Origin of the sequence: Bradyrhizobium sp. IC4059 (assembly GCF_020193615.1) — a bacterium.
Classification (GTDB): domain Bacteria; phylum Pseudomonadota; class Alphaproteobacteria; order Rhizobiales; family Xanthobacteraceae; genus Bradyrhizobium; species Bradyrhizobium yuanmingense.
In genome coordinates this window covers 875,915-892,342 of the sequence record NZ_JADYVH010000002.1, presented here as the reverse complement: position 1 = coordinate 892,342, position 16,428 = coordinate 875,915, and the positions used below count along the sequence as shown (strand labels likewise).

At 65.2% G+C, this 16,428-nt stretch carries 13 protein-coding genes; 4 read left to right on the top strand and 9 right to left on the bottom strand.

Annotated elements, in window-relative coordinates; translation table 11 throughout:
* Positions 1-215: 215 nt before the first annotated feature.
* Together I6F12_RS10235 and I6F12_RS10230 are read right to left on the bottom strand one after the other, a co-directional pair.
* Positions 216-1,586, bottom strand: coding sequence for a sigma-54 dependent transcriptional regulator (locus I6F12_RS10235; RefSeq protein WP_225156102.1), 1,371 nt, complete (start codon positions 1,584-1,586; stop codon positions 216-218).
* Positions 1,587-1,603: 17 nt separating this feature from the next.
* Complete coding sequence (locus tag I6F12_RS10230; protein ID WP_225156101.1) at positions 1,604-4,012, bottom strand: PAS domain-containing sensor histidine kinase; 2,409 nt, start codon at positions 4,010-4,012, stop codon at positions 1,604-1,606.
* 173 nt (positions 4,013-4,185) lie between these two features.
* On the opposite strand from I6F12_RS10230, the gene I6F12_RS10225 reads away from it, so the two are divergent.
* Positions 4,186-4,332 carry a hypothetical protein gene (locus I6F12_RS10225; protein ID WP_167361662.1) on the top strand — a complete coding sequence of 49 codons (147 nt, stop codon included), beginning with the start codon at positions 4,186-4,188 and terminating at the stop codon, positions 4,330-4,332.
* Between the two features lie 189 nt (positions 4,333-4,521).
* Here the strand turns inward: I6F12_RS10225 and ntrC are convergent, their stop codons facing one another.
* Genes ntrC through dusB form a run of 3 tightly spaced genes read right to left on the bottom strand, consistent with a single transcriptional unit; the run spans position 4,522 to position 8,147 of the window.
* Positions 4,522-5,964 (bottom strand): nitrogen regulation protein NR(I), encoded by a 1,443-nt coding sequence (ntrC, locus tag I6F12_RS10220; RefSeq protein WP_035999368.1) that lies wholly within the window; start codon positions 5,962-5,964, stop codon positions 4,522-4,524.
* Positions 5,965-5,973: 9 nt separating this feature from the next.
* Positions 5,974-7,149, bottom strand: coding sequence for a nitrogen regulation protein NR(II) (locus I6F12_RS10215; RefSeq protein WP_035999469.1), 1,176 nt, complete (start codon positions 7,147-7,149; stop codon positions 5,974-5,976).
* Positions 7,146-8,147 (bottom strand): tRNA dihydrouridine synthase DusB, encoded by a 1,002-nt coding sequence (dusB, locus tag I6F12_RS10210; RefSeq protein ID WP_225156100.1) that lies wholly within the window; start codon positions 8,145-8,147, stop codon positions 7,146-7,148. Before dusB ends, I6F12_RS10215 begins: the two co-directional genes overlap by 4 nt.
* A gap of 276 nt (positions 8,148-8,423) precedes the next feature.
* On the opposite strand from dusB, the gene I6F12_RS10205 reads away from it, so the two are divergent.
* Positions 8,424-9,605: a bifunctional 2-C-methyl-D-erythritol 4-phosphate cytidylyltransferase/2-C-methyl-D-erythritol 2,4-cyclodiphosphate synthase gene (locus I6F12_RS10205; RefSeq protein WP_225156099.1), complete on the top strand. Its 1,182-nt coding sequence runs from the start codon at positions 8,424-8,426 to the stop codon at positions 9,603-9,605.
* Positions 9,606-9,608: 3 nt separating this feature from the next.
* Positions 9,609-10,217: a CinA family protein gene (locus tag I6F12_RS10200; protein ID WP_035999375.1), complete on the top strand. Its 609-nt coding sequence runs from the start codon at positions 9,609-9,611 to the stop codon at positions 10,215-10,217.
* Positions 10,218-10,223: 6 nt separating this feature from the next.
* Here the strand turns inward: I6F12_RS10200 and I6F12_RS10195 are convergent, their stop codons facing one another.
* The 3 genes from I6F12_RS10195 to lipA form a co-directional block, all read right to left on the bottom strand.
* Positions 10,224-11,006 carry a mechanosensitive ion channel domain-containing protein gene (locus I6F12_RS10195; RefSeq protein WP_050996038.1) on the bottom strand — a complete coding sequence of 261 codons (783 nt, stop codon included), beginning with the start codon at positions 11,004-11,006 and terminating at the stop codon, positions 10,224-10,226.
* A 223-nt stretch (positions 11,007-11,229) separates the two neighbouring features.
* Positions 11,230-11,700, bottom strand: coding sequence for a type II toxin-antitoxin system RatA family toxin (locus tag I6F12_RS10190; RefSeq protein WP_027542754.1), 471 nt, complete (start codon positions 11,698-11,700; stop codon positions 11,230-11,232).
* A gap of 6 nt (positions 11,701-11,706) precedes the next feature.
* A complete protein-coding gene (gene lipA / locus I6F12_RS10185; protein ID WP_035999382.1) occupies positions 11,707-12,663 on the bottom strand; it encodes a lipoyl synthase in 957 nt (318 codons plus the stop codon).
* A 130-nt stretch (positions 12,664-12,793) separates the two neighbouring features.
* On the opposite strand from lipA, the gene I6F12_RS10180 reads away from it, so the two are divergent.
* Positions 12,794-13,396, top strand: a complete 603-nt coding sequence (locus tag I6F12_RS10180; RefSeq protein ID WP_036028025.1) for a DNA-3-methyladenine glycosylase — start codon at positions 12,794-12,796, stop codon at positions 13,394-13,396.
* Between the two features lie 92 nt (positions 13,397-13,488).
* Here the strand turns inward: I6F12_RS10180 and I6F12_RS10175 are convergent, their stop codons facing one another.
* Positions 13,489-16,365: a valine--tRNA ligase gene (locus I6F12_RS10175; RefSeq protein WP_225156098.1), complete on the bottom strand. Its 2,877-nt coding sequence runs from the start codon at positions 16,363-16,365 to the stop codon at positions 13,489-13,491.
* Between the last annotated feature and the right edge of the window lie 63 nt (positions 16,366-16,428).

Genomic DNA, 16,428 nt, shown 5'->3' with positions numbered 1-16,428 from the left:
GCCGGATGCGGCCCTCTTTGTGGAGTTCGGGGCTTCCTCCGGTTGCCGTCCTTCATGAGATCCCCCTCGGAAGGAACAGCGGTTCGATTAGAGGACAGGTCGGGATATTAGGCAAGCCGCTTGAAGCGGCAGGCGTGGCCCTATTGCCCCGAAAAATTACGGAAATCGATGATTTTCTTTGCCTATTCCCGAGATGCCGCCGCAGCGTCGCAGCATTAGCCGACGCCGAGCGCTTTCAACTTCCGGTGCAAGGCCGAACGTTCCATACCAACGAACTCGGCCGTTCGAGAAATATTTCCTGAGAAACGGCTGATCTGTGCAATCAAATAGTCGCGCTCGAACACCTCGCGTGCTTCGCGCAGCGGCAGGCCCATGATGTGCTCGCCATTGTTGCTGGTCGGCATCGCCGGCACCATCGAGCCGACGTCCTGCGGCAGCATGTCGGCGGTGATGATGACTTCCGGCCCGCCGGCGGCCAGAATCATGACTCTTTCAACGTTGTTGCGGAGCTGGCGCACATTGCCGGGCCAGACATGCGATTGCAGCACCGCCATCGCGTCCTGACCGATCTGGCGCTTGGGCAGGCCGCTGCCGGCCGAGATCTGCTCCATGAAATAGTCGATCAGTTCCGGAATGTCCTCGCGCCGCTCCGACAGTGCGGGCACGCGGATCGGCACCACCGAGAGCCGGTGGTAGAGGTCCTCGCGGAAACGGCCGGCTGCGATCTCCTCCTCGAGATTGCGGGCGGTCGATGAGATGATGCGCACGTCGACCTGCACCTTGGCGGTGCCGCCGACGCGCTGGAACGACTGCTCCACCAGCACGCGCAGGATCTTGTTCTGGGTCTCGCGCGGCAGGTCCGCGATCTCGTCGATGAACAGCGTGCCGCCATGCGCCTCTTCGAGCGCGCCGGGCTTGCGCGGCTGCTCGCCATTGGACTGCTCGACGCCAAACAGCTCATGCTCCATTCGCTCGGGCGTGATCGCGGCGGCGTTGATGACGACGAACGGACCGTCGGCGCGGCCCGAAGCGATATGCAGCGTGCGCGCGGTCAGCTCCTTGCCGGCGCCGGCGGGGCCGACGATCAGGATGCGGCTGTTGGCCTTGGCCGCCCGCTCGATGGTTTGGCGCAGCTGGTTCATGCTGGGCGAGCGGCCGACGAGCTGGCTGGCGCTCGGGGCGAGCTGCTTCAGCTCCTTGACCTCGCGCTTCAGCCGCGAGTTCTCCAGCGCTCTGGTCGCGACCAGGATGAGGCGGTCGGCCTTGAACGGCTTCTCGATGAAGTCGTAGGCGCCGCGCTTGATCGCGGCGACCGCGGTCTCGATGTTGCCGTGGCCGGAGATCATCACGACGGGCAGGTCGGCATTGTCCTTCTTGACCTGCTCCAAGAGCTGCAGGCCGTCGAGCTTGGAGCCTTGCAGCCAGATGTCGAGAAACACCAGATGCGGCCGACGATTGGCAATCTCGGCGAGCGCCGTGTCGCTGTCACGCGCGGTCCTGGTGACGAACCCCTCGTCTTCGAGAATGCCTGCAACGAGATCGCGAATATCGGCTTCGTCATCGACAATCAGAATTTCACTTGCCATGGATCGCGCCTGTCTTGTCAGCTGCCTGTTGAGGCTTCGATTTTGGTTGAATCATTGGTCTTTTCAGCCGGCTCTTTGGTTCCGGCGGCCGGCTCTTTTGTTGCCTGGGTCGCGACGGATTCCGTCGCCGTTTGCGTGATGTCGGGCTTGGAGGTTATCCCATTCGCACCGTTGACCGCCGGCCCTTGCTCCGTTGTCGCGGATTTCGCGGGTTGTCCTGACACGGCAAAGCGCATGCGCATCCAGGCACCGCGCTGGCCTGGACGGAAGTCGGAGGCGTCCTTCAGCTCGATCCGCCCGCCATGGTCTTCCAGCACGCGGCCGACGATGGCAAGGCCCAGCCCGGTGCCCTTGGCGCGCGTGGTGACGTAGGGCTCGAGCAGGCGCGAGCGCGCGACCTTGGGCAGGCCGATGCCGTTGTCGATGACGTCGATCAGCACGTCGTCGCCCTCGCGCGACACCACGACGTCGATACGCCCCTTGCCGAGCTCCTCGGGCGGGACCTGCTCGATCGCCTCGGTGGCGTTCTTGACGATGTTGGTGACCGCCTGCGAGATCAGGCGCCGATCGAACTGGGCGCGCAGCGGATCCTGCCTGAACTCGGCCTCGATGTCGATTTCGGGATGGGCGACCTTCATCAGGAACACGGCCTGGCGCACCGTGTCGGCGACGTCCTCGCCTTCCATCACGGGCTTCGGCATCCGCGCAAAGCGCGAGAACTCGTCGACCATGCGCCTGATGTCGTCGACCTGGCGGACGATGGTATCGGTGCACTGGTCGAAGATCTGCTTGTCCTTGGTCTCGGTGATGTCCTTGCCGAACTTGCGGCGGATGCGCTCGGCCGAGAGCTGGATCGGCGTCAGCGGGTTCTTGATCTCATGCGCGATGCGGCGCGCCACGTCGCCCCAGGCCGAGGTACGCTGCGCCGAGACCAGCTCGGTGATGTCGTCGAGCGTGATGATATAGCTGTCGTGCGGCTGGTTCTTCTCGGCGCTGACGCGGACCGACAGGTTGCGCTCGGTGCCGTCACGGGTGATCGTGATCTGGCCCTGCACCAGGCGCTGGGTCCCTTCCCGCGCCGTCTTCATCATCTCGTCGAGCTCGGGCAGCACGTCGGAGAGCGGATGGCCGAGCGTCTCGGCTTCGGAGTGCCCGATCAGTTTCTCTGCGGAGCGGTTGAGGATGCCGACGCTGCCGGACGCGTCGACGCCGATGATGCCGGCGCTCGCGGATGACAGCACCGCCTCGATGAAGCGGCGGCGGCTGTCGATGAGGTCGCTGGCATTGACCAGCTCGTCGCGCTGGCTGCGCAATTCCTGCGTCATCTTGTTGAAGGTCTCGCCCAGCTGGGCGAGGTCGCCCTCCGACTGGTGCACCGGCACCTGGACGTGCAGGTCGCCGGTCGAAACTGTATGTGCCGCGTTCATCAGCCGCCGGATCGGCGAGACCAGCGAGTTGGCGAAGTTGAGACCGATCAGCACCGAAGCCATGAGGATGGTCAGCGCGATCACCGCGAACATCAGCGCGAAGGCGACCTGGATACCGAGCCGGCGCGATTCGATCTGGGCGTATTCGGCAACGCTGACCTCGGTCTGCTTGAGCTGATTGACGACATTCGGATCAAGCGGCCTGGCGACATAGAGGAAGGTGTCGTTGAAGGCGCGCAGGCGGATCACCGCGGCAACGAAGCTCGCATCGGGAAGGACCGCGATCTCGGGCTCGTTCTCGTTGACGTTGCTGAGAAAGTCCGGCGCGGGCGGCGAATAAGCGAGCCGCATGCCGGTGTCGGCGGATTCCAGGATGTTGGTGTTCTTGTCGATGATCATCGCGCCCGGCAGGTTGCGCGACGCGGCGCTCGCCGTCAGCATCTCGCGGAACGAGCGGCGGTCCTGGTCGTAGAGCGGCCGGGCATGGGCGATGTCGTTGGCCATGCCGAGAATGTCGCCGCGGATCAGCTGCGCATGGTCCTGCATGTAGGCCCGCGCGATCGTCAGCGAGTTCTGGATCACCTCCTTGGTCGGCCCGGAGAACAGCCGGTCGAGGCCGCGCTCGATGGTGACGTTGGCGACGACGGCGACCAGCACCGCCGGCAGCACCGCCACGATCGAGAACAGGCTGACGATCTGGACGTGGAGACGCGCCGCCGCCCTGCCCCGCCGCCGCGCCAGGATCAGCTGCCAGAGTTCCCGGACAATGATCCCGACCAGCAGCAGGATCGTGGCGGCATTGATCAGATAGAATGTGCGGACCACCCCGGGCGTCGGCTCGATCGTGCTCAGACCCGTCAGGACCAGGAAGGTCAGGAAGGCCGACAACAGCGCCAGCGCTACGGCAAAGGGCGCCAGCCAGCGTCGCACCGACCAGCGCCGGGGCTCTTCCGCTGGGGCCGTGTCAAAGTGTGCGGCCGAGGTATCTGCGCTGGTCATTCCGGCAATGATGCTGAAAACGGGTCCGCGGACGCGCGGATACTGATGTATTCGTACCACATTGTTGCCGAATTGCGACAATTCCGCGGCGTGTTCGCCCTGGCGGACCCGCGCAATCCACAGGCACATGCCGCCTGGGCGGAACGGATTCCCGCCGTCCCGGCTTAATCCGCATGGATAGGATCTTTCTCGCGACGATGGTTTCGGCCGTTCTGCTGCTGATCGTGGCCGCCGACCTCCTGGTCAACGGCCTCGGCCTTCAGCAGCCGCCGCTGAATGTCGCGAGCGTGGTGCCAGCCTCCGGCGGACTGGTCAGATAGGCGCAATGGCCGCGCTGCGGCCGACGACCAATTTGAATGTGCGGGCGGAACATTAGAGTCCCGTCAGGACTTGTGCTCACCGCGTCAGCCACAACGGCCAGCGCGATCCGGACAGGCTCAGCTCTGCCTTGGTAGGGGGAGCTGAGCCACCGGTCCGCGCTAGCGCGTTTGGCGTTCGTCGCAAGAAAGTCAGCCCCCGCTCCGATACACCTGGATGTCGAGATCCCGGATCTTCTTCCGCAGCGTGTTGCGGTTGAGGCCGAGCAGGTCCGCGGCGCGGATCTGGTTGCCACGCGTGGCGGCGAGCGCGGCCGTGAGCAGCGGCACCTCGATCTCCTTGAGGATACGGTGATAGAGGCCGGGCGGCGGCACGCCGTTCGGGAAGCCTTGGAAGTGCGAGGACAGATACGCCTCCACGGCGCCGCCGAGATTGTCGACCCCCTGCTGGACCGCAGCCCCCGGGCTGACCGAGGGCGGCGCGAGCTCGCCGTCGATGACGGAGGACGTGATCACGTCCTGCGGATAGAGCGCGGCGAGCCGCCGGGCGAGGTTTTCCAACTCGCGCACGTTGCCGGGCCAGCGGTGCTGCTTCAGCCGCTCCAGTGCCAGGGTATCCAGCTTCTTCGGCGGCAGACCGTCCTTCTCGGCCAGCGTGAAGAAGTGCCGCACGAGATCCGGCAGGTCCTCGATGCGCTCACGCAAGGGCGGCAGCCGCAGCGGAACGACGTTGAGGCGGAAGAACAGATCTTCGCGGAACAGGCCCTGCTGAATTAGCACGCGCAGGTCCTTGTTGGAGGCCGCGACGATGCGCACGTCGGTCTTGATCGGAGTGCGGCCGCCAACCGTGGTGTATTCGCCCTGCTGCAATACACGCAGCAGGCGGGTCTGCGCCTCCATCGGCATGTCGCCGATCTCGTCGAGGAACAGCGTGCCGCCCTCGGCCTGCTCGAACCGGCCGGAGGCGCGGGTGTTGGCGCCGGTAAAGGCACCGCGCTCGTGGCCGAACAATTCGGACTCGATGAGATCGCGCGGGATCGCCGCCATGTTGACCGCGACAAAGGGGCCGTTGCGGCGCTTGCCGTAATCGTGCAGCGCTCGCGCCACCAGTTCCTTGCCGGTTCCGGACTCACCCGTGATCATCACGGTGAGATCGGTCTGCATCAGGCGCGCCAGCACGCGGTAGATTTCCTGCATCGCCGGCGAGCGGCCGACCAGCGGGATCGCCTCCATCTCGGCGTCCTCGTCCGGCGACGAGGTCCGCTCCTTCGGCTCGGCGAGCGCGCGGCCGACGATGGCGATCAGTTCCTTCAGGTCGAAGGGCTTTGGCAGATATTCGTAAGCCCCGCGCTCGGAGGCGCGGATCGCCGTCATGAAGGTGTTCTGCGCGCTCATGACGATGACGGGCAGGTTCGGCCGCATCTTCTTGATCCGCGGCAACAGGTCGAAGGCGTTTTCGTCCGGCATCACCACATCGGTGATGACGAGATCGCCCTCGCCCTGGCTGACCCAGCGCCACAGCGTTGCGGCATTGCCGGTCAGCCGCACTTCGTAACCGGCGCGGGACAGTGCCTGATTGAGAACGGTGCGGATGGCGGTATCGTCATCGGCTACGAGAATGCTACCTGCGGGCATCGTTGATCCTCATTTTGCCCCCTGTGACGCAGGCGACGACTTCCCGGCAGAGCCGTCGCGACTGCTTTGATCGGCGTGTTTGACCGATGTGGAATACATCGGCATCAGCACGCGGAAGGTGGTCTTGCGCGGCTGAGATTCGCATTCGATGATGCCCCCGTGATCGCCGACGATCTTGGCGACCAGCGCAAGGCCGAGACCCGAGCCGGTCTGCTTGGTGGTCACGAAGGGATCGAACAGGTTGGGCAGAAGATCGTCGGGCACGCCGGGTCCGTTGTCCTTCACGCAGAATTCGAGCGGAAGGGATACCCGCGATTTTTGACCGGGGACTGACAGGCGCACACCGGGTCGGAACGCGGTGGTGAGCTGAATCTCGGCATCGGGCACGTCGATCAGCGCTTCGGCGGCGTTCTTCACGAGATTGAGGAACACCTGGATCAGCTGGTCCTGGTTCGCCAGCACCGGCGGCAGCGAGGGATCGTAATCCTCGACGAAGCGGATGTTGCGGGCAAAGCCCGACTGCGCCAGCCGCTTGACGTGATCGAGCACCGAATGGATGTTGACGGGGCCGCGCACCACGGGGCGCTCGTCGCCGAACACCTCCATGCGGTCGACCAGCGTCACGATGCGGTCGGCCTCGTCGCAGATCAGCCGCGTCAGCATGCGGTCCTCGGACGAGGCCTGCTGCTCGAGCAGCTGCGCTGCGCCGCGAATGCCCGAAAGCGGATTCTTGATTTCATGCGCGAGCATTGCTGCTAGCGCTATCACCGAGCGCGCTGCGCTGCGATGGGTGAGCTGCCGATCCATCTTGTCGGCGATGGTGCGCTCCTGCAGCATCACGACGATATGGCCGGGCCGCTCGGTGAGTGGAGCCACGTGCAGGTCGACCTGGCGGTCGCCGCCCATGCGCGGCGTGCCGAGATCGACCTTGTATTCGTTGACCGGCGCGTTCGAGGAGCGCACTTGGTCGATCAGCGCCAGCAACGGGCTGCCGAACGGCACCAGCTCCTTTAGCGACTGCCGCTTCAGGAATTGCGTGGAGATCTCGAAGAAGGCCTCGGTGGCGATGTTGGCGGCGACGATCTTGCCGTCGGGCCCGATCATGAGCACGGGGTTGGGCAAAGCATCCAGGATTGCGTCGCTGTCGGACTGAAGCGGCCGACGATGTTCAGCGGCTGAACTCATGCAGCAGCGCTCCATGCGAAGTCGTCGAAGGCGTCTTGCAGTGCATCGTGAACGAGGCGCGGATCCTCCGAGACCAGGATCTTCTGCCGCCAGGATTTCAGCTTCTCGGCCGGCGCACGGCTCGCCTGCGCTGCGACGTCGAGCGCCCAGCCCAGATGCTTGCGGGCGTGCCTCAGTCCGATGCGCAGGCCATAGAGCGCACAAACGCCGTCATAGAGCGTGCGGACATAATGCAGCTGCGTCTGGAGCGAGGGCACGGCTTCCTCGGCCCCGCCGTTCAGACGGCGGCCGATCTGGCCCGGCAGCCAGGGCTGGCCCTGCGCGCCGCGGCCGATCATCACGGCGTCGGCGCCCGAGGCGTCCAATGCCGCCAGCGCCTTTTCGTAGGAGGTGATGTCGCCGTTGACGACGAGCGGAAGGGAGGTGGCCTCGCGCACGGCGCGGATCGCATCCCAATCGGCCTCGCCCTTGTAGAACTGGCAGCGGGTGCGGCCGTGCACGGTGACGAGCTTGATTCCGGCGGCCTCGGCACGTCGCGCCAGCTCCGGCGCGTTGCGGCTGCGGTCGTCCCAACCGAGGCGCATCTTCAGCGTCACCGGCACCTTCACCGCCGCGATCGTCGCTTCGATCAGGCTGACGGCATGGTCGAGGTCGCGCATCAAGGCCGAGCCGGACTGGCCGCCGGTGACGTGTCGGGCGGGACAGCCCATGTTGATGTCGATGATATCGGCGCCTTCCGCTTCGGCGATCCGGGCGCCTTCGGCCATCCAATGCATCTCGCAGCCGGCGAGCTGGACCACATGCGGGCCGATGCCAGTGGCTTCGCAGCGCAACCGGGACATCCGGTGGCCATTGGCGAGCTCATCGCTCGCGGTCATTTCAGACACAACGAGACCAGCCCCAAGCTCGGCGGCCAGCCGGCGGACGGGCGAGTCAGTCACACCCGACATCGGCGCCAGGCAGACCGGGGTGGCGACTTCAATATCGCCTATTTTCAACGGCTTAGAGCCTGATACTGCCGAGCCGGTCACAGGGGTCCCGTTGACTGGGCAGGGCCTCATCGCGCCTGCCATGATCTATCTTGCGCACAATTCTTGTGCAGTCAAGCGTCATGCCTACAGTTTAGACAGTTCTGTAGATCTTTCAAGTGCAGTGCAGCAAAATGCTGTTTCCCACAATCCGGGGAAACCCCCTTTTTTTGCGGGCCTGCCGTGCTAGAGGCATGCCGGCAAATCACCCCTGCTCTTTCATTAGCAATTGAGTATTTGAGTCCTATGGCGAAATCACAGCGCACCGCGGTCGTCCTCGTCGCAGCCGGGCGTGGACTGCGCGCCGGCGCCGGCGGGCCGAAGCAATATCGCGAGATCGGCGGCGTGCCCGTGATCCGCCGCGCCATGGAAGCCTTCAGCGGTCACACTGAGGTGTTCGCGGTGCAGCCGGTGGTGAACCCCGACGACAGCGCCATGTTCACCGCAGCGGTCGCAGGGCTCAGGCACGAGCCACCGACCAATGGCGGCGCGACGCGGCAGGCTTCGGTGCTCGCCGGCCTCGAAGCGCTGGCCAAGCACAATCCGGACATCGTGCTGATCCACGACGCCGCGCGCCCCTTCGTCTCGGAAGGCGTGATCTCGCGCGCGATCGAGGCGGCGAGCCGCACCGGCGCTGCGATCCCCACCGTTGCCGTCACCGACACCATCAAGGTCACCGGCGAAGGCGGCAACGTCGAGGCCACGCCGGAGCGCGCTTCCTTGCGGATCGCACAGACGCCGCAATCCTTTCGTTTCGACGTCATCCTCGAGGCGCATCGTCGTGCGGCAAGGGATGGACGCTCGGATTTCACCGACGATGCCGCGATTGCCGAATGGGCGGGATTGACGGTTGCAACCTTTGAAGGCGATGTTGCCAACATGAAGCTCACAACTCCCGAGGATTTCGTGCGCGAGGAAGCGCGCCTGGCCGCCCAGCTCGGCGACATCAGGACCGGCACCGGCTACGACGTGCACGCCTTCGGCGAAGGCGACCATGTCATGATCTGCGGCGTGCGCGTGCCGCACACCAAGGGTTTCCTGGCTCATTCCGACGGCGATGTCGGCCTGCATGCGCTGGTCGACGCCATTCTCGGCGCTCTCGCCGACGGCGACATCGGCTCGCACTTCCCGCCGAGCGATGCGAAGTGGAAGGGCGCCTCCTCCGACCAGTTCCTGAAATATGCCATCGAGCGCGTCGCAGCGCGCGGCGGCCGCGTCGCCAACCTCGAGGTGACGCTGATCTGCGAGCGACCGAAGATCGGCCCGTTGCGCGACACCATGCGCGCGCGCATCGCCGAGATCTCCGGCGTCGACATCTCGCGCATCGCAGTGAAGGCGACCACCAGCGAGCGGCTCGGCTTCACCGGCCGCGAGGAAGGCATCGCGGCCACCGCGAGCGCCACCATCCGCCTTCCCTGGGGCGTCTAGGCCATGGGCGGCAGCGACGCACGCGCCCTCTCCCGCTCGCTGCTCGATCTGTGCCGGATGCGCAAGCTGACGATCGCAACGGCCGAATCCTGCACCGGCGGTCTCGTCGCGGGCGCACTGACTGACATCCCGGGCTCGTCCGATGTCATCGACCGCGGCTTCGTCACCTATTCCAACGAGGCCAAGCGCGCGATGCTTGGCGTCGAGGCGAGCACGTTGGCCAATTTCGGCGCCGTAAGCAAGGAGACCGCGACCGCAATGGCAATCGGTGCGCTTGAGCGCGCCGATGTCGATCTCGCGGTCGCCATCACCGGCATCGCCGGCCCGGGCGGCGCCACGCCCGGCAAGCCGGTCGGTCTCGTGCACTTCGCCGCCGCCGCCCGCGACGGCCGCATCATCCACCGCGAGCACCGCTTCGGCGCCATCGGCCGCAGCGCGGTGCGCGCCCGCTCCGTGGTCGAGGCGCTGCGCATGCTGATGGATCTGGCCCGCGGCCCGCAAGTCGCGGCCAAGCCGCAGCGCACCGCCGCCAGCCGCCTGCGCCCGCGTGTGACGCGCTCACCGCGCCGGCATGTGGTGAAACGCAGGCCGCCACGTCCGCCGCGGGGATAGAACGCCTCAGGCGGCCGTGGCAAGCAGCGCGCTCGCATGATCGAGCACGCACTGCTTGACCGCGCCAGCTTCAGACGGTTTCGCCTTGGCGCTAACCGTCAATTCCAGGATCGGCGCGGCGGGATTGGCGACATCGAGGACCTTGCTGACGGAGACGGCAGGTTGCGCCTGATCGTCGATGCGGGAATCCTTGCGAAGCTCCTTCAGGATGCGATCGGCCAGCGCCGGAACGGCGCCGGCGGGGACCGGAAACGTCACCTTGATCTCGCCCGTGCCAGGATAGGCGCTGTGGTTGATGATGGCCGCGCCCCAGACCTGTCCGTTCGGCAACAGGATCTGCGTGTTGTCGGGCGCGACCAGCTCGGTCATGAACAGCGACAGCGACCTCACCTTGCCCGCCTTGCCGGCGACCTCGACATCGTCGCCGATGTGAAATGGCCGGAACAAGAGCAGCATCACGCCGGCGGCGAGATTGGACAGCGTGCCCTGCAAGGCAAGACCAATGGCGAGCGAGGTCGCACCCAGCACGGCAACGAGGCTCGCCGTCTGGATGCCGAACAGCTGCAGCACGGCGATGCCGACGACCGCGAGCACGCCATAACGCGCAAGGCTGCCCACGAACAGCGTCACCAGCGGGTCGACGCGATGCGTCACGCTGAGAACGCGCGTGACGAAGCGCTGCATCGCGCCGGACAGATACCAGCCGACCGCGAGCAGCAGGACCGCGTAGATCGCGTTCAGGCCATACAGGACAAGCGATGCTTTCAACGTGTCGAAGTTGATGGTCATGGCGGCTCCAACCCGGTCAGTCGGTTGAGAACGCGCCGCGATGCGAAATGATCCCGGTGGATGCTGATGGGGAACACGGAGCGATGTTGGATTGGGAGGGGCACGCCCGCCGCTCCATTGTCATTGCGAGCGCAGCGAAGCAATCTAGAATCCCTCCGCGGAGACACCCTGGATTGCTTCGCTGCGCTCGCAATGACGGTGGAGAGAGCAGTGCTGATCGCGACTACGTCGACGCCAGCTTCGGCCGGCCGTAGATCGCGTCCGCCCGTTTCTCGAACGCGGTCGAGAACCGCGCGAAGGCGGCATCGAACATCGAGCCCATCAGCATCGCCAGCATGCGGCTCTTGAATTCGTAGGCGAGGAAGAAGCCGACGTCGCAGACGCCCTCGCCCTTGGGCTCGAACGTCCAACGGTTTTCCAGATTCCTGAACGGACCTTGCAGATATTCGACCAGGATCTTCAGATTGGCGCGGTCGAGCGTCACGCGGCTGGTGAAGGATTCCTTGACCAGCTTGAACGACACCGTCATGTCGGCGACCAGCACCTCGGTGCCGTCGGGTTTCGCCATGCGCTGGCGCACCTTCAGCGCGCTGCACAGCGGCACGAATTCCGGGTAGCGCTCGACATCGGCGACCAGATCAAACATCTCGGACGCGCTGTGGTTGACACGGTGCTTGCTCGAAACTCGATGCATGGTACGTCAGCGGGCGTGAGCTGCCCGCGCAGCCTTCAGTCTCGCGAAATCCTCGCCGGCATGATGCGACGAGCGGGTGAGCGGGCTTGCCGACACCATCAGGAAGCCCTTGGTGTAGGCGATCTTTTCGAAGGACGAGAACTCGTCCGGCGGCACGTAGCGCATCACCGCGTGATGCTTGCGGGTCGGTTGCAGATATTGTCCGATGGTCAGGAAGTCGACGTCGGCCGAGCGTAGATCGTCCATCACCTGCTGCACCTCGTGGCGCTCTTCGCCGAGGCCGACCATGATGCCGGACTTGGTGAAGATGGTGGGATCGAGCTCCTTGACCCGCTGCAGCAGCCGGATCGAATGGAAGTAGCGCGCGCCGGGCCGGACCGTGAGATAACGCGACGGCACCGTCTCGAGATTGTGGTTGAAGACATCGGGCTTCGCCGCGACGACGATTTCGAGCGCCCCCTCCTTGCGCAGGAAGTCGGGCGTCAGGATCTCGATCGTGGTCGAGGGACACGCGGCCCTGATCGCGCGGATAGTCCGAGCGAAATGCTCGGCACCGCCGTCAGTGAGGTCGTCGCGGTCGACCGAGGTGATGACGACGTGGGCCAGGCCGAGCTTGGCCACGGCCTCGGCAACGTGCTGCGGCTCGGCCGCGTCCAGTGCATTGGGCAGGCCGGTCTTGACGTTGCAGAAGGCGCAGGCCCGGGTGCAGGTGTCACCCATGATCATGAAGGTCGCGTGCTTCTTGTCCCAGCACTCGCCGATGTTCGGGCAGCCCGCTTCCTCGCACACCGTATGCAGGCCGTTGGCGCGCACGATGTTGCGGGTATCGGCATAGCCGCGGGTGTTCGGCGCGCGCACGCGGATCCAGTCCGGCTTCGGCGGCGAAGCGGAATCGGGCCGATTCACCTTTTCGGGGTGGCGCGGGCGCAGCGGGTTCGAGATGGTATCGACAATAACGACCATGGGGTGTCCGGTCTGTTCAGGTCCTACCTAGTCGGTCTGGCCTGGCATCGCAACCCGGCTCGCCCCGCTTCAGGGAACATGGCAGATATGGGCAATATCTTGCTCTGTTCTCAGGCGATACTCACCTCGAATGGCTCCAATCTCGAACGCTTCACCACCGCGGCTCGGCAAGCCCCTGAAGCGCGCCTTCTTCGGACGCAGCGTCCATGAGGTCGCGCCCGACCTGATCGGCGCCACCATGCTCGTCGACGGCGTCGGCGGGATCATCGTCGAGGTCGAGGCCTATCACCATACCGACCCGGCGGCGCACTCCTATCGCGGGCCGACGCAGCGGAACCAGGTCATGTTTGGCCCACCAGGCTTTGCCTATGTCTACCGCTCCTACGGCATTCATTGGTGCGTCAACTTCGTCTGCGAGGAGGAAGGCTCGGCCAGCGCCGTGTTGATCCGTGCCCTGGAGCCGACGCATGGCCTGGCTGCGATGCGCCGACGCCGGCATCTGCAGGAGGTGCGTGCGCTGTGCTCGGGCCCTGGCAAGCTGACCGAGGCGCTCGGCATCACCATCGCGCACAACGCCCTGCCGCTGGACCGGCCTCCCATCGCGCTGCATGCGCGAACCGAGGATGTCGAGGTCGCAACCGGCATCCGCATCGGCATCACCAAGGCGGTCGAGCTGCCCTGGCGCTACGGCGTCAGGGGCTCGAAGTTCTTGAGCAAGCCGTTTCCGAAATAAGCCTAAAGCGCGATGAATCATCATCGCGCTTTAGGTTATTGTTTGAGCATGATCTTTCCGGAAAACCGCTGCACACTTTTCCGGATCATGCTCTAAGACGCCTGCTTCAGCCGCTCCATCGCCTCAAGCAGCTTGGCCTTGCGCGCCAGCGCCGTCTCGCGCTTTTCGCGCTCCTCCTCGACGACCTCCTCGGCCGCGTTGGCGACGAACTTCTCGTTCGCCAGCTTCGACTCGGCGCGCTTGATGTCGGCCTCGGCCTTGCCGATCTCCTTGTCGAGACGCGTGCGCTCGGCGGCGACGTCGATCACGCCCTTGAGCGGCAGCGCGGCGACCTCGCCGCGCACCAGCAGCTGGACAGCGCCGTCGGGCGCGCGGTCGGCGAAGGAGATGTCCGACAGCCGCGCCATACGCTTGATGACATCGGCCCAGCGCGGCGCGCGCTCCTTGGTTTCGGCCGAAGCGCCTGCGAGCACCAGCGGCGTCAGCGTTGCCGGCGCGATGTTCATCTCGGCGCGCACCGAGCGGATCTGCGTGACGAGGTCGATGACCCAGCCGATCTCGGCCTCGGCAGCCGGATCGGTGAAGTCGGCATGATCGAAGATCGGCAGCACCCAGGCCGGCGAGACGAGCGCATCGGTCGGTCCCGTGGTCGCCGCAAGCATCGCGAGCTGCTCCGGCGTCGGCTCGACCGGCTTCAGCGGCCACGGCGCCAATGCGAGCAGGCCGTCGCGTTTTGCCGTCACCTCCCACAGCTCTTCGGTGATGAAGGGCATGAAGGGATGCAGCAGCTTCAGGATCTCGTCGCGCGCCCAGGCGACCATGGCGCGGGTCTCGTCCTTGGCGGGGCCGTCCGGACCGAGCAGCACGGGCTTGGCGAGCTCGACATACCAGTCACAATAGACGTTCCAGACGAAGCGATAGATGCTGCCGGCTGCATCGTTGAAGCGATAAGCTTCGATCGCCTCGGTCACCTCGCGCGTGGTGTGGGCGGTCTCATGCGCGATCCACCGGTTCAGCGTCTCCTTTGCCTTCGCCGGCTCGAAACCATCAGGCACGGCGCAGTGGTTCATCTCCGCGAACCGGCACGCGTTCCAGAGCTTGGTCGCGAAATTGCGGTAGCCTTCGACGCGGCTGGTGGCGAGCTTGATGTCGCGCCCCTGCGCCGCCATCGCGGCCAGGGTGAAGCGCAGCGCGTCGGCGCCGTATTCGTCGATCAGGTGGAGGGGATCGATGACGTTGCCCTTCGACTTCGACATCTTGGCGCCCTTCTCGTCGCGGACGAGGGCGTGGATGTAGATGGTCGAGAACGGTACTTCCTTCATGAAGTGCAGGCCCATCATCATCATGCGGGCGACCCAGAAGAAGATGATGTCGAAGCCGGTCACCAGCGCATTGGTCGGATAATAGCGCTGCACCTCGGGCGTCTCGTCGGGCCAGCCGAGCGTCGAGAACGGCCACAGCGCCGAGGAGAACCAGGTGTCGAGCACGTCCTCGTCGCGCGTGATGAAGCCTTCGCGCTTGTTGCGGTCGAGCGCCATCTCGCGGCCCTGCTCGGGCGTAATGACCTCCTGCTCGACGTAATAGCCGAGCGCGTGGCTGATGGCCTCCTCCTCGGTCTCGGCGACGAACACCTTGCCGTCAGGGCCGTACCAGGCCGGGATCTGATGGCCCCACCAGAGCTGACGCGAGATGCACCAGGGCTGGATGTTCTCCATCCACTCGTAATAGGTCTTTTCCCAGTTCTTCGGCACGAACGTCGTTTCGCCCGAACGCACCGCCGCGATCGCAGGTCTCGCCAGCGTCGTGGCGTCGACGTACCACTGGTCGGTTAGGTAGGGCTCGATCACGCTGTTGGAACGATCGCCGTGCGGCACCATGTGGGTGTGCGGCTCGATCCGTTCGACGAAGCCGAACGATTCCAGCCGCTCGACGATGCGCTTGCGCGCAGCGAAGCGGTCGACCTTGTGGAATTCCTCGGCGAATTGCGCAGCGCCTTCGGGCAGGTCGCGCAGATAATCCTCGTTGTCGAGGAGATCGAGACAGCCTTCCCTGTCGAGCACGCTGATCCGGCGCAAGCCGTGGCGATTGCCGACCTCGAAATCGTTGAAGTCGTGCGCCGGCGTCACCTTCACAGCGCCCGATCCCTTCTCGGGATCGGAATACTCGTCGGCGACGATTTTGATCTTGCGGCCGACCAGCGGCAGGACGACATTCTTGCCGATCAGCTTCTGGTAGCGATCATCCTCCGGATGGACGGCCACGCCGGTATCGCCGAGCATGGTCTCGGGGCGCGTGGTGGCGACCACGATGAAGCTCGAGGGATCCTCGGGGTTGAACGTCTTGCCCTCGATCGGATAGCGCAGATACCAGAGGTGGCCCTTCACTTCCGTCTGCTGCACTTCGAGATCTGAGATCGCGGTCAGCAGCTTGGTGTCCCAGTTCACCAGCCGCTTGTCCTTGTAGATCAGGCCCTCACGGTGCAGCTCGACGAAGACCTTGACGACGGCCTTCGACAGGCCCTCGTCCATCGTGAAGCGCTCGCGCGACCAGTCGCAGGACGCACCGAGGCGCTTGAGCTGGTTGATGATGGTGTCGCCACTCTCGGCCTTCCACTGCCAGACCCGCTCCAGAAACTTCTCGCGGCCCATCTCGCGGCGACCGGGCTGCTGGCGCTCCATCAGCTGCCGCTCGACCACCATCTGGGTGGCGATCCCGGCATGATCGGTGCCGGGCTGCCACAGCACGTCGCGGCCGCGCATGCGCTCGAACCGGCAAAGGATGTCCTGCAGCGTGTTGTTGAGGGCGTGGCCCATGTGCAGCGAGCCCGTCACGTTCGGCGGCGGGATCACGATGGTGAAGGGCACGGCATCACGGCGGTCGGGCCGGCCAGCCTTGAACGCAAGGCTGTCCTCCCACACCACGGACATGCGGGTTTCGATATCGGCGGGCTGGTAATTTTTCTCGATCATGGGGCTGCTAGAAAGCCGCGCGAGGGGGCCAAGTCAACGAAAAGTCAACGAAAAGGCCAGGGA

Bases quoted from the DNA above. Each gene is read 5' to 3' on its own strand.
- I6F12_RS10235 (WP_225156102.1), bottom strand. From the start codon at position 1,586: ATGGCAAGTGAAATTCTGATTGTCGATGACGAAGCCGATATTCGCGAT.
- I6F12_RS10230 (WP_225156101.1), bottom strand. From the start codon at position 4,012: ATGACCAGCGCAGATACCTCGGCCGCACACTTTGACACGGCCCCAGCG.
- I6F12_RS10225 (WP_167361662.1), top strand. From the start codon at position 4,186: ATGGATAGGATCTTTCTCGCGACGATGGTTTCGGCCGTTCTGCTGCTG.
- ntrC (WP_035999368.1), bottom strand. From the start codon at position 5,964: ATGCCCGCAGGTAGCATTCTCGTAGCCGATGACGATACCGCCATCCGC.
- I6F12_RS10215 (WP_035999469.1), bottom strand. From the start codon at position 7,149: ATGAGTTCAGCCGCTGAACATCGTCGGCCGCTTCAGTCCGACAGCGAC.
- I6F12_RS10205 (WP_225156099.1), top strand. From the start codon at position 8,424: ATGGCGAAATCACAGCGCACCGCGGTCGTCCTCGTCGCAGCCGGGCGT.
- I6F12_RS10200 (WP_035999375.1), top strand. From the start codon at position 9,609: ATGGGCGGCAGCGACGCACGCGCCCTCTCCCGCTCGCTGCTCGATCTG.
- I6F12_RS10195 (WP_050996038.1), bottom strand. From the start codon at position 11,006: ATGACCATCAACTTCGACACGTTGAAAGCATCGCTTGTCCTGTATGGC.
- I6F12_RS10190 (WP_027542754.1), bottom strand. From the start codon at position 11,700: ATGCATCGAGTTTCGAGCAAGCACCGTGTCAACCACAGCGCGTCCGAG.
- lipA (WP_035999382.1), bottom strand. From the start codon at position 12,663: ATGGTCGTTATTGTCGATACCATCTCGAACCCGCTGCGCCCGCGCCAC.
- I6F12_RS10180 (WP_036028025.1), top strand. From the start codon at position 12,794: ATGGCTCCAATCTCGAACGCTTCACCACCGCGGCTCGGCAAGCCCCTG.
- I6F12_RS10175 (WP_225156098.1), bottom strand. From the start codon at position 16,365: ATGATCGAGAAAAATTACCAGCCCGCCGATATCGAAACCCGCATGTCC.